Annotated in this window: 23 protein-coding genes; 11 read left to right on the forward strand and 12 right to left on the reverse strand. The window is 69.5% G+C overall.

Features of this window, described 5'->3' with window-relative positions:
* Positions 1 to 17: 17 nt before the first annotated feature.
* Together ACTMTF_RS31000 and thpR are read left to right on the forward strand one after the other, a co-directional pair.
* Positions 18 to 1,241, forward strand: a complete 1,224-nt coding sequence (locus ACTMTF_RS31000; protein WP_441113840.1) for an MFS transporter — start codon at positions 18 to 20, stop codon at positions 1,239 to 1,241.
* A 50-nt stretch (positions 1,242 to 1,291) separates the two neighbouring features.
* Positions 1,292 to 1,849 carry an RNA 2',3'-cyclic phosphodiesterase gene (gene thpR / locus ACTMTF_RS31005; RefSeq protein WP_441113841.1) on the forward strand — a complete coding sequence of 186 codons (558 nt, stop codon included), beginning with the start codon at positions 1,292 to 1,294 and terminating at the stop codon, positions 1,847 to 1,849.
* 94 nt (positions 1,850 to 1,943) lie between these two features.
* On the opposite strand, the gene ACTMTF_RS31010 is transcribed toward thpR, so the two are convergent.
* Positions 1,944 to 2,912, reverse strand: coding sequence for an aldo/keto reductase (locus tag ACTMTF_RS31010; protein WP_441113842.1), 969 nt, complete (start codon positions 2,910 to 2,912; stop codon positions 1,944 to 1,946).
* Between the two features lie 143 nt (positions 2,913 to 3,055).
* On the opposite strand from ACTMTF_RS31010, the gene ACTMTF_RS31015 reads away from it, so the two are divergent.
* Positions 3,056 to 4,060, forward strand: a complete 1,005-nt coding sequence (locus ACTMTF_RS31015; protein ID WP_441113843.1) for a hypothetical protein — start codon at positions 3,056 to 3,058, stop codon at positions 4,058 to 4,060.
* Positions 4,061 to 4,115: 55 nt separating this feature from the next.
* On the opposite strand, the gene ACTMTF_RS31020 is transcribed toward ACTMTF_RS31015, so the two are convergent.
* From ACTMTF_RS31020 to ACTMTF_RS31045, 6 genes are all read right to left on the reverse strand, one after another.
* Complete coding sequence (locus ACTMTF_RS31020) at positions 4,116 to 5,528, reverse strand: alpha/beta hydrolase (RefSeq protein WP_441113844.1); 1,413 nt, start codon at positions 5,526 to 5,528, stop codon at positions 4,116 to 4,118.
* A gap of 133 nt (positions 5,529 to 5,661) precedes the next feature.
* Entirely contained in the window at positions 5,662 to 6,210 is a 549-nt protein-coding gene (locus ACTMTF_RS31025) for an SMI1/KNR4 family protein (protein ID WP_441113845.1), read from the reverse strand.
* 953 nt (positions 6,211 to 7,163) lie between these two features.
* On the reverse strand, positions 7,164 to 8,144 hold the full coding sequence (locus ACTMTF_RS31030; RefSeq protein ID WP_441113846.1) for a methyltransferase domain-containing protein: 981 nt from the start codon (positions 8,142 to 8,144) through the stop codon (positions 7,164 to 7,166).
* A 155-nt stretch (positions 8,145 to 8,299) separates the two neighbouring features.
* Positions 8,300 to 9,277 carry an ATP-grasp ribosomal peptide maturase gene (gene tgmB, locus ACTMTF_RS31035; protein ID WP_441113847.1) on the reverse strand — a complete coding sequence of 326 codons (978 nt, stop codon included), beginning with the start codon at positions 9,275 to 9,277 and terminating at the stop codon, positions 8,300 to 8,302.
* 4 nt (positions 9,278 to 9,281) lie between these two features.
* A complete protein-coding gene (gene tgmA, locus ACTMTF_RS31040; RefSeq protein ID WP_441113848.1) occupies positions 9,282 to 9,524 on the reverse strand; it encodes a putative ATP-grasp-modified RiPP in 243 nt (80 codons plus the stop codon).
* A 98-nt stretch (positions 9,525 to 9,622) separates the two neighbouring features.
* The gene (locus ACTMTF_RS31045; protein ID WP_441113849.1) at positions 9,623 to 10,753 is read right to left on the reverse strand and encodes a helix-turn-helix domain-containing protein; all 1,131 of its coding nucleotides are present in this window, start codon (positions 10,751 to 10,753) and stop codon (positions 9,623 to 9,625) included.
* A gap of 158 nt (positions 10,754 to 10,911) precedes the next feature.
* On the opposite strand from ACTMTF_RS31045, the gene ACTMTF_RS31050 reads away from it, so the two are divergent.
* Complete coding sequence (locus ACTMTF_RS31050; protein ID WP_441113850.1) at positions 10,912 to 11,328, forward strand: hypothetical protein; 417 nt, start codon at positions 10,912 to 10,914, stop codon at positions 11,326 to 11,328.
* Complete coding sequence (locus ACTMTF_RS31055) at positions 11,325 to 11,546, forward strand: hypothetical protein (RefSeq protein WP_441113851.1); 222 nt, start codon at positions 11,325 to 11,327, stop codon at positions 11,544 to 11,546. Before ACTMTF_RS31050 ends, ACTMTF_RS31055 begins: the two co-directional genes overlap by 4 nt.
* A 96-nt stretch (positions 11,547 to 11,642) precedes the next feature.
* Here ACTMTF_RS31055 and ACTMTF_RS31060 read toward each other — a convergent pair whose 3' ends face one another.
* From ACTMTF_RS31060 to ACTMTF_RS31075, 4 genes are all read right to left on the reverse strand, one after another.
* Entirely contained in the window at positions 11,643 to 12,914 is a 1,272-nt protein-coding gene (locus ACTMTF_RS31060; protein ID WP_441113852.1) for an RNA polymerase sigma factor, read from the reverse strand.
* Complete coding sequence (locus ACTMTF_RS31065; RefSeq protein ID WP_397014601.1) at positions 12,911 to 13,249, reverse strand: YciI family protein; 339 nt, start codon at positions 13,247 to 13,249, stop codon at positions 12,911 to 12,913. The genes ACTMTF_RS31060 and ACTMTF_RS31065 overlap by 4 nt, the downstream gene beginning before the upstream one ends.
* 43 nt (positions 13,250 to 13,292) lie before the next feature.
* Positions 13,293 to 13,691 (reverse strand): VOC family protein, encoded by a 399-nt coding sequence (locus ACTMTF_RS31070; RefSeq protein WP_441113853.1) that lies wholly within the window; start codon positions 13,689 to 13,691, stop codon positions 13,293 to 13,295.
* A gap of 139 nt (positions 13,692 to 13,830) precedes the next feature.
* Positions 13,831 to 14,202 (reverse strand): hypothetical protein, encoded by a 372-nt coding sequence (locus tag ACTMTF_RS31075; protein WP_441113854.1) that lies wholly within the window; start codon positions 14,200 to 14,202, stop codon positions 13,831 to 13,833.
* A gap of 96 nt (positions 14,203 to 14,298) precedes the next feature.
* On the opposite strand from ACTMTF_RS31075, the gene lhgO reads away from it, so the two are divergent.
* The 6 genes from lhgO (at position 14,299) to ACTMTF_RS31105 (ending at position 21,794) form a co-directional block, all read left to right on the forward strand.
* Positions 14,299 to 15,510 carry an L-2-hydroxyglutarate oxidase gene (lhgO, locus tag ACTMTF_RS31080; protein ID WP_441113855.1) on the forward strand — a complete coding sequence of 404 codons (1,212 nt, stop codon included), beginning with the start codon at positions 14,299 to 14,301 and terminating at the stop codon, positions 15,508 to 15,510.
* Between the two features lie 17 nt (positions 15,511 to 15,527).
* Positions 15,528 to 16,220, forward strand: coding sequence for a response regulator transcription factor (locus ACTMTF_RS31085; RefSeq protein ID WP_397014593.1), 693 nt, complete (start codon positions 15,528 to 15,530; stop codon positions 16,218 to 16,220).
* 38 nt (positions 16,221 to 16,258) lie between these two features.
* On the forward strand, positions 16,259 to 17,650 hold the full coding sequence (locus tag ACTMTF_RS31090; protein WP_441113856.1) for a sensor histidine kinase: 1,392 nt from the start codon (positions 16,259 to 16,261) through the stop codon (positions 17,648 to 17,650).
* 65 nt (positions 17,651 to 17,715) lie between these two features.
* The gene (locus tag ACTMTF_RS31095; protein ID WP_397014683.1) at positions 17,716 to 18,372 is read left to right on the forward strand and encodes a response regulator transcription factor; all 657 of its coding nucleotides are present in this window, start codon (positions 17,716 to 17,718) and stop codon (positions 18,370 to 18,372) included.
* A 9-nt stretch (positions 18,373 to 18,381) separates the two neighbouring features.
* Entirely contained in the window at positions 18,382 to 20,094 is a 1,713-nt protein-coding gene (locus ACTMTF_RS31100) for an ABC transporter (RefSeq protein ID WP_441113857.1), read from the forward strand.
* Positions 20,091 to 21,794 (forward strand): GTPase, encoded by a 1,704-nt coding sequence (locus ACTMTF_RS31105; RefSeq protein ID WP_441113858.1) that lies wholly within the window; start codon positions 20,091 to 20,093, stop codon positions 21,792 to 21,794. The genes ACTMTF_RS31100 and ACTMTF_RS31105 overlap by 4 nt, the downstream gene beginning before the upstream one ends.
* Here ACTMTF_RS31105 and ACTMTF_RS31110 read toward each other — a convergent pair.
* A complete protein-coding gene (locus tag ACTMTF_RS31110) occupies positions 21,772 to 22,686 on the reverse strand; it encodes a LysR family transcriptional regulator (protein WP_397014585.1) in 915 nt (304 codons plus the stop codon). The two genes, ACTMTF_RS31105 and ACTMTF_RS31110, sit on opposite strands and share 23 nt — an antisense overlap.
* Positions 22,687 to 22,693: the final 7 nt, after the last annotated feature.

A 22,693-nucleotide genomic window follows, 5' to 3' on the forward strand; every position in this document is an offset into this window, starting at 1 on the left:
AGGAACCCAAGACCGGGATGTTCCGGTCACTCAGGATTCGCAACTACCGCATGTTCGCGGCCGGTGGCGCCGTGTCCAACATCGGCACCTGGCTGCAACGCACCGCCCAGGACTGGCTGGTGCTGGACCTGACCGACAACAACGCGACCGCGCTCGGCATCGCGACGGCCCTGCAGTTCCTGCCGATGCTGCTGTTCGGGATGTTCGGCGGCGTGCTGGCCGACCGCTACCCCAAGCGGCCCATCCTCATCACCGCGCAGATCATGATGGCGGTCCTGGCGCTCGGCATCGGTGTGCTCACCGTCACCGGCAACGCCGCGGTGTGGCACGTCTTCACGATGGCGTTCCTGCTCGGCATGATCTCCTGTGTGGAGGTGCCGACCCGGCAGGCGTTCGTGGTCGAGATGGTCGGGCGGCGCGATCTGTCCAACGCCATCGCGCTCAACAGCTCGATCTTCAACCTGGCCCGCGTGCTGGGCCCGGCCCTGGCCGGTGTGCTCATCCACCTGCTCGGCGGGACCGGCCCGATCTTCCTGATCAACGCGCTCAGCTTCGCCGCCGTCATCTCCAGCCTGGTCTTCATGCGCAGGTCCGAGCTGACCCTGGCCGAGCCGGTGCCGCGCGCCAAGGGACAGCTCCGCGAAGGGCTGAAGTACGTGCTCCGGCACGAAGAGCTGCTGATGCCGATCCTGCTGCTCGCGTTCGTGTCGATGTTCTCGCAGTCGTTCTCGATGTCGATCGCGCTGATGGCCCGCGAGGTCTTCCAGGCGGGGGCGTCCTCCTTCGGCCTGGCCTCCAGCATGTTCGCCGTCGGCGCGCTCGCCGGCGCGCTGCTGGCCGCGCGCAGGGCGAGGATGTCGCGCAAGGTGCTGCTCGCCGGCGCGATCGGGTTCGGGCTGTTCCAGATCGCCTCCGGATTCGCCCCCTTCTACCCGATCTACCTGGGGATGCTGATCCCCGCCGGCATCGCGTTGATCACCATCAACACGGCCGCGAACTCCATCGTCCAGCTCGCCACCTCCCCCGAGATGCGCGGCCGGGTGATGGGCATCTACATGCTGGTCTTCACCGGTGGCGCGCCCCTCGGGGCACCGCTCGTCGGCTGGCTGTCGGAGGTGGGCGGCCCCAGGATGGGCGTCGTGCTCTCCGGCGCGCTCGTGCTCGTGGGCACCGCCCTCGCGATCCTGGCGACCAAGCTGATCGTCGCGCGGGTCGCGCGCCGGGTGCCCGCGACCGCCTGAGTGCCGCCCGCGACCGCCTGAGTGCTGCCCGCGGGGCACAATCGGTGGGCATGAGGCTCTTCGCGGCCGTGGTGCCGCCCGACGAGGTGCTCGACGAGCTCGAACGCGCCATCGCGCCGCACGTCGGGCAGGTGCCCGGCCTGCGTTGGCCGGACCGCGCCACCTGGCACATCACGGTGGCCTTCTTCGGCGAGGTGCCCGAGGAGGTGCTGCCGGACCTGCGGGTCCGCCTGGCCCGCGCCGTCCACCGCCACACCGTCCCCACCGTGGCCTTCACCCGGTTCGGGGCGTTCTCGTCCGTACGACGCGCCAGGGTGTTCTGGGCGGGCCTGTCCGGCGACCCGATGACACGGCTGGCCGAGTCGGTCAAGGCAGGGGCTCGCCGGGCGGGAGCCGTACACACTGATGAAAAGCGCTTCCACCCGCACCTCACGCTCGCCCGCGCCAAGGCGGAGACGGACCTCCGCCCGCTCGTCGAATCGCTGTCCGGATTCACCGGTTCGACCTGGCGGGCGGAGAACGTCCGTCTCGTCAAAAGCGAGCAAGGCGCCCAAGTGAGGTACGAGTCACTCGACGAATGGGCGCTGACACCCACGCCACGGGGTTAGGCTCCAGGGCGTGGATCGTCCTCGCTCCTGGCTGCTGCCCACCGTGCTCGGCCTCCTCTTCCTGATCGTGATCGTCGGCGCCCTGCTGGGCTGACTACCAGGCGTAGTCCTCCGGAGCCGGGCGGTGGCCCGGGAAGATCTCGTCCAGCCGGGCCAGAGCCTGCTCGTCCAGCTCGATCTCCAGGGTCCGCATGGTGCCTTCGAGCTGCTCCAGCGTGCGCGGGCCGATGATCGGGGCCGTGACCGCAGGCTGCGCCAGCAGCCAGGCCAGCCCGACGTGGGCCGGGTCCTCGCCCAGCTCGTCGCAGAACTTCTCGTACTGCTCGATCTTGTCGCGGTGCTTCTCCAGCTCCGTGACCATCCGGTCGGTGGCCGAACGGCCCTTGTCCAGCTTGCGCAGGATGCCGCCCAGCAGGCCACCGGCCAGCGGGCTCCACGGGATCACGCCGAGGCCGTAGTCCTGGCAGGCGGGCAGCACCTCCAGCTCGACCGTCCTGGTGAGCAGGTTGTAGTGGCTCTGCTCGCTGGTCAGGCCGAACATGCCGCGCTTCTGGGCCGCCTCCTGCGCCTTGGAGATGTGCCAGCCGGCGAAGTTGGACGACCCCACGTACACGATCTTGCCCTGCTGGCGCAGGACGTCCATGGCCTCCCAGAACTCGTCGTACGGGGTGTCCCGGTCGACGTGGTGGGCCTGGTAGAGGTCGATGTAGTCGGTCTGCAGGCGCTTGAGGGAGGCGTCGCAAGCCCGGCGGATGTTCAGCGCGGACAGCTTGCTGTCGTTGGGCCACTCGCTCATCGCGCCGTTGAGCTTGGTCGCGATGACGGTCTTCTCCCTGCGGCCGCCGCCCTGCGCGAACCACCGGCCGACGATGTTCTCGGTGATGCCTTCGCCGAGCTTCCAGCCGTAGACGTTGGCGGTGTCGAAGAAGTTGATCCCCAGCTCAAGAGCCCGGTCCATGATCGCGAAGGAGTCTTCCTCCGTGGTGTGCGGACCGAAGTTCATGGTGCCGAGGCAGAGCGGACTGACCCGGAGGCCACTGCGTCCGAGTTTCACGTAATCCATGACTATCACCCTAAGTACCTGGAGTGCGCTCCAGGCCAGAGGGGGGTGACCGTGAGTTCGGCCTGTCGTCCAGCAGGGGCGGGCTCCGCGTGGGGGAGCCGGGCATGGGGGCGATTGGGGCATGATTGCGGCGTGGGGGATTCATGATTCGGGCCGGCGTGGTGGCGGGGGTGCTGGTCGTCGTCTGCGCGGCGCCGGCGTACGGTCTGTCTGCCGTTGATGATGACAAGCTGTTCACGTTCAGGGACGCTCGGATCACCGAGTCCAGTGGGCTGGCCGTCTCGCCCGGTCACGACGGGGTCTACTACACCCACAACGACAGCGCCGCGCGGCCCGAGTTCTACGCCGTGGGCGAGGACGGGCGGACGAAGGCCACGTTCCGGCTGCGGGGGGCGGAAGCGCGCGACTGGGAGGGCATGGCGGCGAGCAAGGACCCGGCGACGGGGCGCGGGGTGCTCTGGTTCGCCGACATCGGCGACAACTTCGACGGCGCCTGGCCGGACATCTCCATCTACAAGGTCAACGAGCCGCGCAGCCTCACCGACGCCACCCTCCCCGCCATCCGCTACCGGTTCCGCTACGCCGACGGCGCTCGCAACGCCGAGGGCATCATGGTGCATCCGAAGACCGGGCGGCTCTACGTCGTGTCCAAGGAGTTCGCGGGCGGGGTCTACGCGGCGCCCAAGAAGCTGCGGACCGGCCGGGTGAACGTCCTGCGCAGAGGGGTGGCCGCGCCGCTGATGGCCACGGACGCGGCCTACGCGCCCGACGGGTCTTCGTACGTCGTCCGTACGTACTTCTCCGCCACCCTCTACCGGCCGTCGGGGGAGCAGATCAGCAAGGTGACGATGCCGGATCTGGAGCAGGCGGAGTCCATCGCCTATACCGCCGATGGGAAGGCGCTGCTCACCGGCTCGGAGGGGCCCAAGAGTCCCGTCTACCGGGTTCCGCTGCCGGATGCCGCGCTGCCTTCGGTGACACCGCGGGCCTCCGCGCCGCCGGACCGGCCCACGGCCCAGGGCACTCGTGCCGCCGCCGAACCGGCGAGCGAGCCGGTGGGGCTGACCGGGCGGGACATTCTCATCTGGCTGGTCGCCGCCGCGCTGGCCATCGGCGGCATCGTACTGCTGGCCCGCCGTACCCGCTGATCAGGGCCTGGTCCGTCCACCGCGAGGGGCCGATTGCCGCCGGCTGACGTCGCGGCTATCCCGCGCAGACCGTGCCGGCGGCCGGCAGTACGGCGTCGAGCAGGTAGCGGTCCACTGCTTCGGTGACGCAGGCGTTGTCGCCGTAGGCGGCGTGCCCGCTGCCGTCGCGGGTCAGCAGCCTGCCGTTGGCCAGGTGTTTCGCCGTTGACCGGGCCCATTCGTAGGGCGTCGCGGGGTCGCGGGTGGTGCCGATCACGAGGATCGGCGCGGAGCCACGGGCGGTCACCGTTTTGACGCCGCCGCCGTTCGGCCACAGGGGACACATCGTGCCGGAGGTGAACTCGTACCCGAACACGGGCCGGCTGCGGGCCGTTCGGTTGGCGTCGGTGAGGACCTGTCGTGCGGTGCGGCGGTCCGGCAGGTCCAGGCAGTTGATCGCCAGGTTGGCGATGTCCACGGCATCGGTGGGCTGGATCGCGCTGTGGTCGCCGGCCTGGATCTTGGCGAGCTGACCGTCCAGACCGGGCCAGTAGCGGGGCGAGCGGAGCAGCGCGGCCATCATGCTCACCAACTCCTCCTGCTCCGCCGGCCGCGAGTCGGCGGCCCGGAGCAGCTTCGCCACCTCGGCCCGGCCCTGCGTCTCGCTGAACGGGCACCCTGCCCGGTCGGCACAGCCGGCCAGATAGTCGTCAAGTGCCCGTTCCACACCTCTTGCCTGGCCGTTCAGGAACGCCTTGTTGTCACTCGCGGGGTCGACCGCCGAGTCCAGCACCATCCGTCCGATCCGGGTGGGGAACGTGTCGGCATACCAGATCCCGATCCGGGTGCCGTAGGAGGTGCCGAGGAACGACAGCTTCGCCTCGCCGAGGACGGCCCTGAGCACGTCCAGATCACGGACGTTGCTCAGCGTGTCGACGTGGTCGAAGAGCGGTCCCGACGCGGCCCTGCACTGCCGGACCCAGGTGCTGACCGCGGCCTCCTGTCTCTTCCGTTCGGCGAGCGTGTCCGGCGACGAGTCCACCGCCCGCAGGGCCGCGTCCGCTTCGTCCGGGCAGGTCAGCGGCGCGGACTCGCCGACGCCACGGGGATCCCAGCTGACCAGGTCGAAGCCGGAGGTCACCGCACCACTCCACGTCCGTGCCGCCTCGGCGAGGTACCTGACGCCGGATACACCGGGTCCGCCCGGGTTCGTCAGCAGCGATCCGTGGCGGGTGCCGGTCGCTTTGTGGCGGCGGACCTTGAGCGTGATGGTGCTGCCGTTCGGGCGCGCCCAGTCGATCGGGACGGTTACTCCGGTGCAGTCCAGTGGCAGGCCCCGGTCGTCGCAGGCACTCCAGGACACGTTCTGCCGGTAGAACTCGTCGTACGCGGCCGCGTGGCCGCCGGCATCGGCGTTCGCCACCGGCACGCCGACTGCCGTGAGACCACCCAGGATGACCGCCATGACGGCCCGTCGTCGCCTTGTCATGACGCTCAAGCATCGGCGGCCGGAACAGCCGTCGCCAGCCCGGTAGCGGTACGCGCCTGGGTAGGGCGGGCCTTACCGCATGCGGTCCGCCGTTCGTGAGGGACGGCATGCCGCACCTGTCGCAGGAGGTCGTCTACGTGGGCTGACTCAACTGGTCCTTCATCAGGTCCCAGAAGGACCTGTGACGATTGGCGCCGGCTAGCCAAGGTGCGAGATACCAGGCCTCCCACTCGCCATCAGAGGTCTTGATGTGGGGGTTGAGGAGAAATACTCCATCGTCCCAGTGCCCGACCAGAAGGGTGTCAGGCAGATACTCCATTCTCAGATGGCCGCAGTCCTGCTCCTTTCCATAGACGAAATAGAGGTCATCGGGCACACTCCAGGACTCTCCGCCCTTTGGCGTCCAGCACTCGATCATCCAGGGCTCAAGGTCGCGGAGCCAGCCGACCTTTGAGATCGGCCGCAGGGAGTATTCATCGAGGCCCCAGCCGTTGGCGAACAGGAGGAACTGCCGATAGCTGGGCGGCAGGATCGTACCCAAGCGCTCTTCGAGTCGGCTGACTTCCAACTCATCGGTCGGGGGGTGGAGACCGTGCTCCGGTCCTAACGCCGGCTGGTCAGAGCCTTCGGCCGCCGGCTCCTCCGCTGGGAAGAGGTCACGCCATGCGTACTCGGTGGTCATGGTGGGAGACGATATCCATCACGACTGACCTTTCCCGGACCGAGTTCGGTCGGCTGTAGGCTGCCTGGTCCCGCCCCAGGCCAGGATGCTGGATGGACGGGTTCATCGGCCAGTCGTTGGTCGAGGTCGAACTACTCGAATGGATGGCTCAGGACGCTAACCATCGAAACGTCGCAATCTATTTCGGTTTCAGCGACGGAGGCTTGAGCGTTCACAACTGGATCGACTCCACTCAGCTGAGTTTCGACCCTCCGGACCCTCGTTACGAACGTCACCGACTCTGACATGCTACGGCTTGCGGCGGGACGACCGTCCAGCACCGGCCACCGCACTACCGTTGTAGCGACGGGTGGAAGCCTAGCTCTGCTTGAGGTCCGGCAGCGTCATTGCCCACTCAATAATTGGAGATCATTATGAGGGCTCACTCCTGGTCGCTGGTGAGGAGGGGCATTAGTGGAAGAATTGCTGATCGAGAGGGCACGTAGCAGCGAAAGTGAAATGGCTCAGTTGAAGCGTATCGCGGACCAAGTCCAGGAAGCTGTAGCCAATATTCTTGGCATCCCTTAGGCCAACTGTCGGAGGCGAAGCCCATTTGGCTTCGCCCAGGTCAGCGAGGGGGCTGCGGGGACGACGAGGGTCCCGCCTGGTGCAGGCGACCAGGATCTTTCCGCGATCTCCGTTGAGGCCGTATCGGCCGCCTCGCACCTATCCGGGCGAAACTGTGAGTCACCCACGTCTCATCGGTGTAGGCCAGGCGAAGCCAGTCTTCGGCGCTCGTCTCGGAGCGCCGCATCAGCACCCGGCCGCGAACACTTCGCGGGGCACCGTCTCCAGCGCGGTGCGCCAGTCGGGGGAACCGATCGCGGCCGCCAGTTCGTGCGCTTCGTTACCGGACCAATGGAGGTCATCCCTCCAGCAGGGTCTCCGCGAAAGCGTCGGCTATTGCCTCCGGATCAGGCGTAGGTTTCGTATGACGGTAGTTGCCAGCTTGGCCCGTCAGGGTCGCCGAGCCAGACGTGCTGCTCTCTTGCTGTCGCGGTGAGGCCGAAGCCCGACTGGTGGGGTCGGCCTGCCTCCATCCAAGTCAGGATGATCTCTTCTACCTGGTCCCACAAGCGGTGTGGCCCGTGCTGATGGACCACCCAGCCGCCACCAGGCGATGGGCGGATGTCGGCCTGGGAGCCGGTGGTCACGTCATGCAGGACCAAGATGTCCTCCGCCCACCCGTGGTGGGCCTGCGGGATGGCGAGTTGGGCCACGAAAAGCGCCGTATCGTCCTTCAGGGTTGCCGGGTCCACCTCGCTGTGACCGACTTCGCCGATGCCCATCCGCAAGGTAGGCCGTGGAGGCGCGGCGTGTGCCCGCGCAGGCATGAAGTAGACGTCATCCTCGCGAAATCGGCCGCTTGCAGTGCTGCCCCCGCTGACGTGGAGATGGGCGAACGCGACCCCGCCCAGCCAGCCGAGCATGGGCGCCGTGATGGTTCCTTCATCTCTAATCTGCCGGAGCCAGGCCGGCGGAATGGTTCGTACTGCGCATGTGGCGATCAGCCGATCATAGGGAGCATTGCTCTCATGACCCAGCAGCCCATCGCCCTCGATGAGCGTGGGCGAGAAGCCGGCCTCGTTGATGGCTCGCCTCGCACGAGTCGCGATCACGGGGTCGTACTCGATCGATGTCACCGACGCCGCGCCCAGGCGGTGGCACATCAGCGCCGTGGAGTAGCCGGTACCCGTACCAATCTCCAGAACAGTGTCCCCTTCGCGGATGCCCGCAACTTCGAGCATTCGCACGACCAGGCTCGGTTGCGTGGATGATGACGTGGGCCGCAGGATCGTGACGGGCTCGGTCGCGTCCTCCGCGAGCACCCCGTCGATCTGGGTCACCCAGGTCTCGTCCTCGTACGCCAAGGCGAGCCACTCTTCGGTGGTCATCTCTCTGCGATGCGTGGGTACCCAGCCGAGATGAGGGTCGTGTCTCTAGACGGCATCTCCCAGGAAGATCGCGCGGGGCACCGCCTCCAAAGCCTCGCGCCATTCGGGAGACTTGATGCCCTCCGCCAGTGCTCGGCGGAGGTGTGCGGCAGCGGTCACGACCACCATCCTTCTAGGATCTTGTCAGCGAAGGCCTGAGCCATCGCCTCGGCGTCGGGCAGCCAAGCCCACTGCCCGTTGGGGTTGCATTCGATGAAAACCCATTGTCCGGTCTCTGCCTCGATCGCGAAGTCGAAGCAGCCGAAGGCCAGGCCATAGGCGTCGAGATAGGCGTGCAGAGCTGTCTCGATCGGCTTGGGCACGTCGACCGGTTCGTGAACCAGGGCGCCCCAGTCACCCCGACGCCAGTCCAGCGCGCCGTCAGGAGTCGTGATGCGGTACGCGAACACCTTCCGGCCGATCATGGTCACCCTGGCGTCCGCGTTCTTGAGGACCTGTGCCTGGAACATGTGCGCGGTCATCGCGATCGAGTCATCAATCTCGTGCTCGGCGACCGGCTGCGTCCATATCGCGGCGACCTGACCAGCCGAGGTGTGTGGAGCCCCTCGGAAAGACTTGTAAATGATCGGGCCGTGCTCGGCAGCGAACTTTCGTGCCCGCGCTGCGTCGTTGGTGATCAAGGTTCGTGGTACGGGCATGCGGAGCTGGGCGGCCGTTTGGAGCTGGGCAGGCTTGAAGTCCGCCCGGTTGATCGCGCTGGGATGGTTGACGTACGCGGCACCGCGCAGGTTATAGAGGACACCGCCAAGTCCATGCCAGGCCTCGGTGACGGCGAACTCCTTCGCCCTCTCCGGTAGGTGAGTGAAGTGGCTGGAGAAAGGGCTGGGGCGGCGGTAGTACACCGCCCCGACCTCGTCCAGTGCGACGTCACGGCTCGGCGTGTGGAGCCGGCCTGACCACTGGCCGAGCTCTGCACCCATGTGTGCGTCGAACGACAACGCATCACCGATGTCAGCAGGGTCTACGCGCGCAACCTGCACGCCTCGACGCTCGTTGAGCGCCATGATCACCAGGTTGGCGGTTACGTCCTCCGCCGATGTGATCACTATGACGGTGCTCTGCGGGGACTGCATTCTGCTACTTCTGGTCGGTGTTGGAGTCGTCCGCCGATTGGGGCGCGTTCGTTGCGCCGTCATGCGGTCTGGACTGGGTCACCGTTGCGAAGGTGCCCATGTCCACCATCCTCAGTTTGTCGTCGAGAAAGCGCGTGACCTGAGTGGCGGGGTCGATCTGAACCGTGGCGTAGGGCGTGGGGGTGAGCGTGTGGAGACGGGTGGCTCGGGTCAGGCCCCAAGGCATGGTGAGTTGCGCGTTGGACATCAAAGACCTCCGTGTGCGGGGAATTCCTGGACGGAGATTGCCACGGGGCCGCATGAGATGCATGCCTACGTATGGTCACGCACAAAAGAGCATTGCCGTCAAGAGATGGGCGGTGCAGAGGAGACCATCTCAAGATGCTGCCGGGCCTCTGCAACTTCGGGTATTTTCTGCCATTTTTCTGATTCGCGAAGAATGTCCGCTACGCGATTATTCACCCGCGCTGATGATATGAAGGGCACTGCCCTTGTCAGCAACGCCATGCGGTCAGCAGCGAGGCCAGGATCGGCGGCCTTTATTGCTGTCTGTACTTGACGGCCAATGTACTGCGCCCGGAAAAGTGGCGAGTACTCTCCTATGTCGTCCGCTGCCCGCCGTAGGAGAGAGCCCGCCTCGTCATAGCGACCGAGCCTGCTCAGACCTATGGCAACATCGCCCACAATGGCCGCCTCGGTGAACGGTGACAAGCCGTCAATGTTGAGCGCCCTGTCGAGGGTTTCTCTCGCCGCTACGGCGTTTTCCGGTATACGTGCTAGCGAACGACCGAGCCGCATGGCCAGCGACGCCGCTCTGCTGGGCGGAAGTTCCGGGAGGTTCAGCCCTCGACGGGCATACATGATGGCCCTGGCGGCATCTCCACGGTAGAGGGCAACGCGGCTCAGGCTCTCCAGGGCGTGGGCCTCCGCACCGGTGTCGGCGGCGCGGTGCGCGAGCTCCAGGGACAGCATGCCCGTGCGCTCGGCATGCGCGAGTTTCCCGGCGTCGTACAGCACCAGCGTGGCTTGATACGCCATCTCGGAGACGGCACTCTGGAGCTGGCTCCCGGATATGTCGGCCACCTTGTCAACGTTTTTGACGTGGCTCAGCGCGCGAGAGGCGAGAGGTATGCCGCCGCATTCGTAGCGGTTCCGTGCCAGGCTTTCGGCCAAGGTGCTTACATAGCTAGGGTCCTGGTAGGGGTTCTTGTTAGTAGACGGTACGAATACGGACGCGGCGGCTACGAGAAATTCCCGGCGTTCCACAGGCTCCTCCGTTGCTGGAGACATTCGGACTTCCCAGCCAACGCGGGCGAGCAGGGCGGTTGCCCTGGCAGTCGTTGTGTCCCTGAGTCCTCTGGACACATGACTGACCCAGGTCTGTGACACGCCTAGTTCCCGTGCAAGACCAGCCTGCGTCCATCCCCGCTGCGCCATGATCGCTTTGAGGGCATCTGGGAAAGTGCGAACGTCCATGACGTGAGCGTATAGCTGAAAGCAATCTCTTCTCTATGTCTCTATTGCTCTAAGCAATTCCCTTGCTGGTGCTGCCAGAAACCGGTCGTAACCATGGTCACCCAACCGGGAGGGAAATCACCGCACCCGGAGTGCGCTGAGCCGATGGAGGTCAACGGGTGATTCACGAACTGTTGGGAAGAACAGCCGAAGAGGGCCGAGCGAACCCTGTCCGCGAGCCGATCAGCGACGTCGTCGCGGGCCGGCATGACGAAGCGCTGGCCAAGCTACGGGAACTGCTGGCCAGGCGCGGAATGCGTAGCCAGGTGGTCGAATGGCTCAAGCTCACGCTCAGGTCATCAAGGTTTCCCCTGCAACCCACGAGTTCTCTGGTCCGGTATCCGCCGGAGCTGCTGGTCTTCTCTCCTCAAGGGTGGCGCGTCGCCACCGTGCGAATAGCGCCACGGTCCAGCGCGTACATCGTGGAGGTCGCCCAGGCCGGGGAGAAAGACGTTGTCCTCCCCGACAGGGTGACGCTGGTCCCCGGAGACTCGCCGGACAAGGCCGCCGCGCTGATCCCGCGCTACAGGCCATGAACTGCGAAGAGCTCGAAGCGAGGTACGGCCGGGAGTGGCACATCTACCCCCTGCGCTGGGGGACTGCGGCGGTCAGGAAGCGCGTACCGACTCCCGAGCAGTTCGCGCAGGGCTACTTGTACGCCCTGATCGGTGCGAACCCAGACGACCTGGCGAGCCAACTCGACCACCAGCCGGACCAGCGTCCTGCCCAGGCTGACGACGCATGGCGGTGGTGAACATGTCGCCGTGCAACTAGCGGCCCACCTGCACGGCAGGTCAACGGCCAGGCCCGCCACGCGGACCCGGACGTGCCCTGACGGTCCGGCCGAGGGTCAGCTCCAGGTGAGCCGCTCGGCCAGCAGCGCCTGCTGGGCAGGGTTGGTCGTCAGCGCCAGCGCCCGCTCGTCGCAGGCTCGCGCCCGCTCGGCCTCGCCCAGCTCGCGCAACAGCTCGGCGCGGGTGGCGTGCCAGAGCGCGTAGCAGGCCAGGTCGTGCTCCAGAGCGTCCACTTCGGCAAGCGCCGCCGCGGCGCCGTGCACCTGGCGGAGAGCGATCGCCCGGTGCAGCCGGGTGATCGGCGAAGGGGCCAGGTGCGTCAGCATGTCGTAGAGCACCAGGATCTGCGCCCAGTCGGTCTGCTCGAAGGAGGTCGCCTCCGCGTGACAGGCCGCGATCGCCGCCTGCAGCTGGTACGGCCCCGGCCGCCGATGCGTATGGGCCGCGCGGGTCAGCAGGGCGATCGCCTGCTCGATCGCCTGATGATCCCACCGGGAGCGGTCCTGATCGGCCAGCAGCACCAGTCGGCCGCGCTCGTCGAAGCGGGCGGGGCCGCGCGCCCGGTGCAGCCGGATCAGCGCCAGCAGCCCGGCCACCTCCGGCTCGCCCGGCGCCAGACCCGCCAGCAGGGCGGCCGGCCATTCGGCGTCGTCGACCAGGTCGCGCGCCTGGGCCCGCTCGGGCGTGCTGGACAAATAGCCCTCGTTGAACAGCAGGTAGACGACCGCCAGCACCGAGCGCAGCCGCTCCGGCAGCTCCTCCTGAGCGGGGACACGGTAGGGGATGCCGGCCTGGCCGATCTTCTTCTTCGCCCGGGTGATGCGCTGCGCCACCGTGGTCTCGGGCACCACGAACGCCGCGGCGATCTGCCCGGTCGACAGGCCGCACACCACCCGCAGCGTCAGCGCGATCCGCGCCGCCGGGGCGAGCGCCGGGTGGCAGCAGGTGAAGATCAGCCGCAGCCGGTCATCGGCCGCCTGCGGCTCGAGCCGGTGCAGCTGGGCCAGCTTGGCCCGGTAATTCGACTCGCGCCGCAGCACATCCAGGCCACGCCTGCGCGCCACCGTGTACAGCCACGCCTGCGGCCGCTCCGGGATGCCCTCGACAGGCCAGCGGCGCAGCGCGGTCTCCACCGCGTCCTGTACGAGGTCCTCGGCGGCGGAGAAGTCGCCCAGCAGCGAGATCAGGCTCGCCGCCAGCCGGCTCGCGTGCTCGCGCACCACCTGGGCCAGCACCCGCCCGCTGTCGCCGTAGAGGCCCCGGGCGTGGCCGGGCCGCCCGCAGACGGGGTCGTCGGCGGGCGGGTGCCGGTCTCCCGGGCTGGTCATGAGGCGGGGCGGATCTCCACGATCGGGCACGCCGGCCATGAGCGGGCCAGCTTCAGCGCCTCATCGAGATCGGCCACCTCGACCTCGGCGAACCCGCTCACCACCTCCTTGCCCTCCACGAACGGCCCGTCGGTGACCACCGGCTCGGCGCCGTCCAGACGCAACGTGGTGGCGGTGTGCACCGGCGCCAGATGCGTATGGTGAGTGATCACCTCGGCGTTCTCGGCGAACCACCGGCCCACCGCCTCGTATGCCTGGCGCTGCTCCAGCTCGCCCATCGCCTCCAGTTGCTGGGCGAACTGCTCGGTCTCGATGAACATCAGCACATACTTCACGCTCTGCTCCCTCCCGCTCGCCGACTGATGTACCCAGGCACGCTCAGTTGGACGGGAGCGTGGCGTACAGGTCGACCCCGCACCCGTCCGGGTCGGCCACCGTGGCGTAGCGCATCCCCCAGAAGGCGTCGAACGGCTCGGCGATCCCCTGATAGCCGGCCTGGAGGAGCTCGGCGTACTTGGCGTCCACCCCTGCCGGGGTGTCGAACTCGAAGCACAGCAGGGTACGCGGCCCTCCGGACGGCTTGGTCCAGCCGGGCAGGAACGGGGTGCGGAAGCTCTCGGTGTCGAGCATCACGTGCAGCCCGCCGGGAAGGTCGCAGCCGGCGTGCTCGGACGAGTGCTCGTCGATCTTGAACTCCAGCCCGAGGTGGGCGTAGAAGGCCATCGACGCCTGGAGGTCGGACACCACGACGTCGATCGTGTTGAGCGTCGGATTCATGATCGTGCTCCCTGTCTTCCTGGTCGATCGTGCCCGGTGCGGCGCCATCCGGGCCCTTCACCAGCACGACGATCGGGGCAGACCCCGATACGACACCTCCCGGCGCGAAGTTTCCCAGCTCCACCGAGCAGGGCGACGGTCACGGACGGCGCATGGTGGCGGTGAACATGTCGCCGCGCAGAGCCTGCTCGACCACGGAGATGGAGCGGGACAGCCGCACCAGCCGGGGCCCTTCCTCCCGGTAGGTGTCCAGGACGGCCTCGATGGCGTGTGGCGGGAGGTGGCCCTTGAGGTCGACCGCCGCCCGCCGATAGCCGGTGCGGGCCGCCTCGATGGCCGAGTTGACATGGTGGTTCGCCATCCGGGCCAGGGCGATCGGGTGGCGGCGCAGCACCTCGTAGGCTCGGTAGTCCGGCGGGACCGCGTCGAGCAGCCAGGCCACGGCCGAGGTCTCCCAGTCGGGGACGCTGGGTGGCCGGACCTCCGCGGGCCATTCTGGCGGGACGTACATGAATCCATCGTACTCATGTTCGATTGGCCCGCCCAGATGGAGGTCAGTGGTGGTGGAAGACACCGCTTCGGGGGCCTTCTGGTGGTCGAGGGCTGAATGCGCGGGCACACTGGCCTGGTGACGGAGAAGATCGGGATCGTGGGGGCCGGGATCGTCGGCCTGGCGGTCGCTCGTGAGTTGGCCGTGACGCGGGGTGCCGAGGTCACCGTGCTGGACAAGGAGGACCGCGTCGGCGCGCACCAGACCGGCCACAACAGCGGCGTTGTTCACGCGGGCATCTACTACCCGCCCGGCTCGCTCAAGGCCAGGCTCTGCCGCGAAGGCGTCGCCCTGCTCAAGGCCTACTGCGCCCAGCACGCGCTGCCGTACGACGAGGTCGGCAAGCTGGTGGTGGCGAGCACGCCGGCCGAGCGGCCGCTGCTGGCCGCGCTGGCCGAGCGGGCCAGGGCCAACGGCGTGCCGGATCTCGCCGAGCTCGACGGGCTGGGGCTGCGCGAGATCGAGCCGCACGCGGTCGGCGTCGGCGCGATCCACTCGCCGCGCACGGCGATCACCGACTTCCCGGCGGTTGCGCGCCGGCTCGCGCTCGACCTGGAGGAGCTCGGCGGTTCGGTACGGCTTGAGCACGCGGTCCACGGCATCAGGGAGACCGCCGGTGGCGTCGAGGTGGTGGCGGGGCGGCGGAGGTTCGGCTTCGACCGGCTGGTGGTGTGCGCGGGATTGGGCACCGACGCGGTCGCCAGGATGGCCGGGATGCCGGGGGATGTGCGGATCGTGCCGTTCAGGGGTGAGTACTACGCGCTCGAAGGAAATGCCAGGGAGCTGGTGCGGGGGCTGATCTACCCGGTGCCCGATCCGCGCTATCCGTTCCTGGGCGTACATCTGACCAGGCACATCGACGGCGAGGTGCTGGTGGGGCCGAACGCGGTGCTCGCCACCGCCTACGAAGGCTACAGATGGCGAAATTTCAGTAATTTTCCGGCAATTGTCCGCTGGCCCGGCACCCTCCGCATGGCCCGGCGGCACTGGCGTACCGGCGTCAAGGAGGTCTACGGCTCCCTGGTCAAGGGCGCCTTCCTCAAGGCGGCGCGACGCTACGTACCCGAGCTCACCGCCGCCGACCTGCGACGGGCCGAGGGCGGTGTGCGCGCGCAGGCCGTCGCGCGGGACGGCGGGTTGGTCGACGACTTCGCCGTGGACGTGCACGGCAGTGTGGTGCTGGTGCGCAACGCCCCCTCACCGGCGGCCACGTCCAGCCTGGCCATCGCCCGGCACATCGCCGGAATTGTCCCAGCACCCGTCCGATGAGTGCATCCTTGGTGGTGATGGAAGCGCGACTCCTGATCGTCGAAGACGACCAGAACATTCTCGAACTCCTCGCCGCGAGCCTGAGGTTCGCGGGCTTCGACGTGTCCACCGCCAAGAGCGGCATGGACGCCGTGGCCACCGTCCAGCGCCAGCGGCCGGACCTCGTCGTCCTCGACGTCATGCTGCCCGACCTGGACGGTTTCGAGATCGTCCGGCGGATGCGCGGCGGCGGCATCCGTACCCCCGTGGTGTTCTTGACCGCCCGCGACGAGACCGAGGACAAGATCCGCGGCCTGACGATCGGCGGTGACGACTACGTGACCAAGCCGTTCAGCCTGGAGGAGGTCGTCGCCCGGATCCACGCGGTGCTCCGGCGCACCAGCGGGGAGACGCAACCGCCGCCGCCCAGGCTCACCTTCGCCGACATCGAGCTGGACGAGGAGAGCCACGAGGTGTGGCGGGGCGGCCACCCGGTCGCGCTGTCGCCCACCGAGTTCAAGCTGCTGCGCTACTTCATGACGAACGCGGGCCGCGTGCTGTCCAAGCCGCAGATCCTGGACCACGTCTGGGACTACGACTTCCGGGGCGAGGTCGGCATCGTCGAGTCCTACGTCTCCGTGCTCCGCCGTAAGATCGACAACCGCAGTCCCCGGCTCATCCACACGCTGCGCGGCGTCGGCTACGTCCTGCGACTCCCGCCGGGCGCGTAGTGGCCGGGTTGAGCGGCCTGCCGCTCAGAGTCAAGCTCATGACGTCGATGCTGGCGCTGCTCGGGCTCGGCATGAGCTTCATCGGCGTGGTCAGCGTCTCGGTTCTGAACGGCTACCTGCTCGACCGCGTCGACAGCCAGGTCAACCTCGTGTCCGTACGCGTGCACAAGCGGCTGATCAACGAGGAGGACAGGCGCCGGCTGGGCAGGAGGTCGCTGGAGAAGGCGCTGCTCATCGAGTCCGACACGATCGTGCTGATGAAGGACTCCACCGGCCGCCTCACCCCGACGCAGAGTGACCGGGACGTCGACATCAAGCCCAAGCCGGTGCTGGAGGAGTCGCCGGGGCCGGGCATCTACACCGCGCCGGCCGTCGACGGCGACGGCGCCTGGCGGGTGAAGGAGATCACGACGCCGCAGGGCACCTTCGTGGTCGCCACGGACCTGGAAGAGGTCAACGAGATCACCTGGCGGCTCGTCCTCATCGAGCTGCTGGGCGGCGGCGGCATCGTGCTCATCCTCGCCGTCGTGGGCGTCACCATCGTCCGGCGCAGCATGCGGCCGCTGGCGGAGATCGAGCACACGGCCGGCACCATCGCCGCCGGCGAGCTGAGCCGCAGGGTGCCGGACAGCGATCCGCGCACGGAGGTGGGCCGGCTGGCCGGCGCGCTCAACGGGATGCTGGCCCAGATCGAGAGCGCGTTCGCGGCCCGCTCGGCGTCCGAGGAGGCGGCCCGGCGGTCGGAGGACCGGATGCGCCAGTTCGTCACCGACGCCTCGCACGAGCTGCGCACCCCGCTCACCTCGATCCGCGGCTTCGCCGAGTACGCCAGGCAGAACCCGAACGCCGACACCGCCGAGCTGATGCTCCGGGTGGAGAGCGCCGCGGGCCGGATGGGCCTGCTCGTCGACGACCTGCTGCTGCTCGCCCAGGTGGACCAGGCCAGACCGCTGAAGATGCGTCCGGTGGACATGCTGGCGCTGGCGGCCGACGCCGTGCAGGACGCGCGGATCCTCTCGCCGTCCCGCGAGATCGGGCTGGACGTCGTCGGCGGCGCGGCCCTGATCGTCTCCGGTGACGAGGTACGGCTGCGCCAGGTCGTCGGCAACCTCATGTCCAACGCCCTCATCCACACCGAGGACGGCACCCCGATCACCGTCCGGGTCGGAGCCGACGACGAGACGGCCTTCCTCGAAGTGGCGGACAAGGGCCCCGGCCTCACCCCCGACCAGGTCGAGCGGGTCTTCGAGCGCTTCTACCGGGCCGACTCCGCCCGATCCCGCCGCAGGTCGGGCGAGGACCGGGGCAGCGGGCTCGGCCTGGCCATCGTGCAGGCCCTGGTGCGGGCGCACGGCGGGACCGTGGTGGCGACGAGCGCGGTGGGCGAGGGCGCGACGTTCCGGGTGGAACTCCCACTCGCTTTGGATTAGTCCTTCAGCAATTCCTCAGGTGCCTTTGTCACTGTGGGTACGTGACCGATCCCGAGGCGCTGATCATGGTGGTGGACGACGAGCCCAGTATCAGAGACCTGCTCTCTGCCAGCCTGCGCTTCTCCGGGTTCGAGGTGGTCACCGCCGCCGACGGGCACGAGGCCGTCGAGGTGGCGCAGCGGGTCGAGCCCGATCTGGTCGTCCTCGACGTCATGCTGCCTGACCTCGACGGGTTCGAGGTGGCCAAGCTCCTCGACGCGCCGGTGCTGTTCCTGACCGCCCGCGACGCCACCGAGGACAAGATCGCCGGGCTGCGGGTGGGCGACGACTACGTCACCAAGCCGTTCAGCCTGGAGGAGGTCCAGGCCAGGATCCGCGCGGTGCTGCGCCGTACCAGAGGAGAGGGCGCGCCCGCGAACCGGCTGAAGGTCGCGGACCTGGAGCTGGACGAGGAGGCGCGCGAGGTGTGGCGCGCCGGCCGGGCGGTGCGGCTGTCGCCGACGGAGTTCAAGCTGCTGCACTACTTCATGGCCAACGCCGGGCGGGTGCTGTCCAAGGCGCAGATCCTCGACCACGTCTGGAACTACGACTTCGGCGGCGACGCGGGAGTGGTCGAATCGTACGTTTCCTACCTGCGGCGCAAGGTCGACGACGTGGAGCCGCGACTTATTCACACGCTGCGCAGCGTCGGTTACGTGTTAAGGGAGCCTCCTGCGGGCTAGCTTGACCGTATGGACCTGTTGGGCGCGCTCGAAGGACTGCGCCGGCCGCTGGACCGGGAGCTGTTCCCGCTGGCGGTCGGTGAGGCCGCCGCGGATCGGCGCGCCCTCAAGGAGCTGACGGGGCAGCTCGACGACTATCTGCTGCCCAGGCTGCGCGCCATCGACGCGCCGCTGCTCGCCGTCGTCGGCGGGTCCACCGGCGCGGGCAAGTCCACGCTGGTCAACTCGCTGGTCGGCGCCGACGTCACCGAGCCCGGCGTGCTGCGCCCCACCACGCTGGTGCCCACCCTGGTGGTGAGCCCCGCCGACCGCGACTGGTTCATGGGCGCGAACGTGCTGCCCGGCATGTCCCGCGCCACCGGCACCGGCGTGGGAGCGCTGCGGGTGGTGACGGCCGAGGCGCTCGGCGCCGGGCTGGCGCTGCTCGACGCGCCCGACATCGACTCCGTGGTGACCGCCAACCGCGAGCTGGCCACCCAGCTCCTGGCCGCCGCCGACCTGTGGCTGTTCGTCACCACCGCCGCCCGCTACGCCGACGAGGTGCCGTGGAGCTTCCTGCGCTCGGCCCGCGAACGCAGCACCGCGCTCGCCCTGGTGCTCGACCGGGTGCCGCCGGAGGCCGCCGGGCCCGTCACCCGCGACCTCGAACGCCTCCTGGCCGACAACGGCCTCGACGGCACCCGCCTGTTCGCCGTACCCGAGGCCACGCTGCCCAGCGAGAAGGCCCGGCTGCCAGCCGAGTCGGTGGCGCCCATCGTCGGCTGGCTCACCGGGCTCGCCGCCGACGCCGTCGAACGATCCCGGGTGGTACGCCAGACCCTCTCCGGCACGCTCGACAGCCTGACCGTCCGGGTGCCGGCGCTGGCCGACGCCGTCGAACGGCAGGAGGCCGCCTTCGCCGGGCTGCACGACATCGTGACCGCCGCCTACGCGGGCGCCATGGCCGACTTCGACGAGGGCATGCGCGACGGATCGCTGCTGCGCGGCGAGGTGCTGGCCCGCTGGCAGGACTTCATCGGCACCGGCGACCTGATGCGCTCACTGGAGACCCGGGTCGGCTGGCTGCGTGACCGGGTGGTCGGCTTCTTCACCGGCCAGGCGCCCAGCACCCAGCTGCGCGACGCGCTGGAAAGCGGCGTCGAGGCGCTGATCAGGGGCGCGGCCGACGGCGCTGCCGAACGCGCCCTCGACGGCTGGTCCGCCGCACCCGGCGGCCCCGGCCTGCTCGACCGCGTCGGCGCCGTCGAACGGGCCCGGCTCGGCCGCGCCTCCCCGGACCTCGGCAAGCGGGCCGAGGCGGCGGTGCGCGGCTGGCAGGAGTACGTGCTCGATCTCGTACGGGAGGAAGGGGCGTCCCGGCGGACCACGGCGCGGGTGGCGTCGTTCGGCGTGAACGGGGCCGGGGTGCTGCTGATGCTGGCCGTCTTCGCCTCCACCGGCGGGCTGACCGGGATCGAGGTGGGCATCGCGGGAGGCACCAGCGTGCTGTCGCAGAAGCTGCTGGAGGCGGTGTTCGGCGACCAGGCCGTGCGCACGCTCACCGTACGGGCCCGGGAGGACCTGCGGGAGCGGGTACGGGCGCTGGTGGACGAGGAGGCGGTCCGCTACACCACGTTGCTGGACGCCGTCCAGCCACCCCCGGACACCGCCGCCATGCTGCGGGCGTCCGCCCGTTCGATCCGCACCCATCAGGCTGAGCTACCCGAGGGCGGGCCCGAGTGAAGCTGCTGCGCCGTAAGAAGGGGCCGTCACTGGACTCGCGGCTGACCGCGCTGCTGGAGGCGGTCGAGCTGGCGGAAGGGCGGCTGCCCGCGGAGGCGGTGGCCGCGGCGCGGGGAGTGACCGAACGGGCGGGGGTACGCCGCCGGCTGTCGGTGGAGCACACCGTGGCGGCGCTCGCCGGGGCCACCGGCAGCGGGAAGTCGTCGCTGTTCAACACGCTGGCCGGGGACGAGCTCTCGGCCGTCGGCGTCACCCGGCCCACCACGGCGACCGCCCAGGCGGCGCTGTGGGACGGCGAGGGGGCCGGTCCGCTGCTCGACTGGCTGGAGGTGCCGCGCCGGCACTCCGCGTCCTCCGCCGACCTGTCCGGGCTGGTCCTGCTCGACCTGCCCGACCACGACTCCATCCGGCTCGCGCACCGGCTGGAGGTGGACCGGCTGGTGGAGCTGGTCGACCTGCTGGTGTGGGTGCTGGATCCGCAGAAGTACGCCGACGCCGCCGTGCACGAGCGCTACCTGCGGCCGCTGGCCGGGCACCAGGACGTGATGGTGGTGGTGCTCAACCAGATCGACCGGCTGCCCGAGGCCGCCGTCGCGCGGTGCCTGGGCGACCTGCGGCGGCTGCTCGACGAGGACGGGCTGACGGGAGTGCCCGTCGTCGGGGTCTCCGCCCGTACCGGCGCGGGCCTTGCCGAGTTGCGGGCTCTGCTGGCGAAGCGGGTGAGCGAGCGGCGGTCCTGGTCGGCCCGGCTGGCCGCCGACGTCGTCACCGCCGCCGACCACCTGATCCTGGCCTCCGCCACCGCACCGGCCCAGCAGGACGGGGGCGAGGCCGGGACCGGCTCCGGTGGGGCGGAGTCGGTGCGGGTGGCGGACGGGCGGGGGGCGGAGTTGGTGCGGATGGCGGACGGGCCGGGGACGGGGCGGTTGGATCGGCCGCTCACGGCGGCGCTGTCGAAGGCGGCCGGGGTGCCGCTGGTGGTGGAGGCCGTGCGCAAGGGGCATCGGCACCGGGCCGTCGTCGCCACCGGCTGGCCCGTCACCCGGTGGATCCGCAGGTTCAGGCCCGATCCGCTGCGCAGGCTGCGGATCGGGCTGTCAGCCGGCTCGTCCGAGGGGGAGATGGTGGGGCACACCTCGCTCCCGGCCGCTTCAGTCGTACAGCGAGGGCAGGTGGAGACCGCGATCAGGGACGTCGGCGAGGGGGCGGCGGCGGACCTGCCGGGGGCCTGGGGCGCGGCGGTGCGGCGGGCGGCGCGCTCTCGGGAGGCGGAGCTGGCCGACGCGGTGGACCGGGCCGTCGGCCGGACCTCACTCCGGGAGACCAGGAGGCCGCGCTGGTGGCGGGCCGTGAACGTGCTGCAGTGGCTGCTGTTCGCCACCATGGTGGCCGGGGGCGGCTGGCTGGGCGCGCTGCTCGCGATGGACTACCTGAGGCTGCCGCAGCCCCCGCTGCCGACCGCCGGGGAGCTGCCCTGGCCCACGGTACTGCTGGCCGGTGGCGCGCTGGCCGGGGTGCTGGTCGCGTTGCTGTCCAGGCTGGCCGCCTGGCTGGGGGGCCGCCGCCGGGCGCGCCGGGCGGCGAAGGCGCTGCACGAGGCGATCGGGCAGGTGGGGCAGGAGTACGTGCTCGGGCCCGTGGCGGAGGAGTTGACCCGCTACGACCGGTTCGCCGAGGTCATCGAGGTGGCGCGAGCGTAGCGGCGAGGGAGCCGGCGACGTCGCGGAGGGTGTCGAGCAGCGGACGCAGCAGAGGGTGGGAGTCCGCGCCACGGCGGACGGCGGCGAAGACGCGGCGCTCAGGGCCGGGCGTGTGGTGGACGGTCACGCCGGAAAGGGCCATGTCCCGCAGCGCGAGCCGGGGGACCAGCGCCACCCCCGAACCGGCGCCGACCAGGGCGACCACCGCGCGGAAGTCGTCGGAGCAGTGCGCGAAGCGAGGCGTGAAGCCCGCCTGCTCACAGGCGAAGGCGATCACGTCGTGCACCGGATTGCCGGGATAGGGGCCGATCCAGGTCTGCTCGCCGAAGGCCGACAGCGGGGCGGCGGCCAGGGCGTGCCCTTCGGGCAACACCAGGTCGAACGGCTCGGCGTACAGCGGCAGGCGGGACAGGCGGCGGTCGGTGGCGTCGGGGCCGCCCCGGTACTCCACCGCGATCGCGGCGTCGGCCTCGCCGTCCAGCAACATGGTCAGGCTCTGGTCCCCCTCGGCGTCGCGTACCCGTACCTGAAGGCCGGGAGCGGCGGCGCGCAGCGAGGTGATCGCGGGGGAGAGGACGGCGCTGATCGCGGTGGCGAAGCAGGCCACGGTCACCTCGCCCGCCGTGCCGGAGCTGTAGGCGGCGACCTCGGCCTCGGCGCGTTCGAGCTGGGCGAGCACCTCGTTCGTGTGGCCGAGCATGATCTTGCCCACGGCGGTGAGGCGCACGCCGCGGCCGTCGCGCACGAACAGGCGGTGGCCCACCTCGTGCTCCAGCGCCACGAGCTGCTGCGACACCGCCGACGGGGTGAGATGCAGGGCGGCGGCCGCGGCGGTCACCGTGCCGTGGTCGGCCACCGCGCGCAGCGTCCGCAGCCGCCGCGTATCTATCACGCGGCGA

This window comes from Nonomuraea sp. ZG12, assembly GCF_052068115.1.
Taxonomy (GTDB): domain Bacteria; phylum Actinomycetota; class Actinomycetes; order Streptosporangiales; family Streptosporangiaceae; genus Nonomuraea.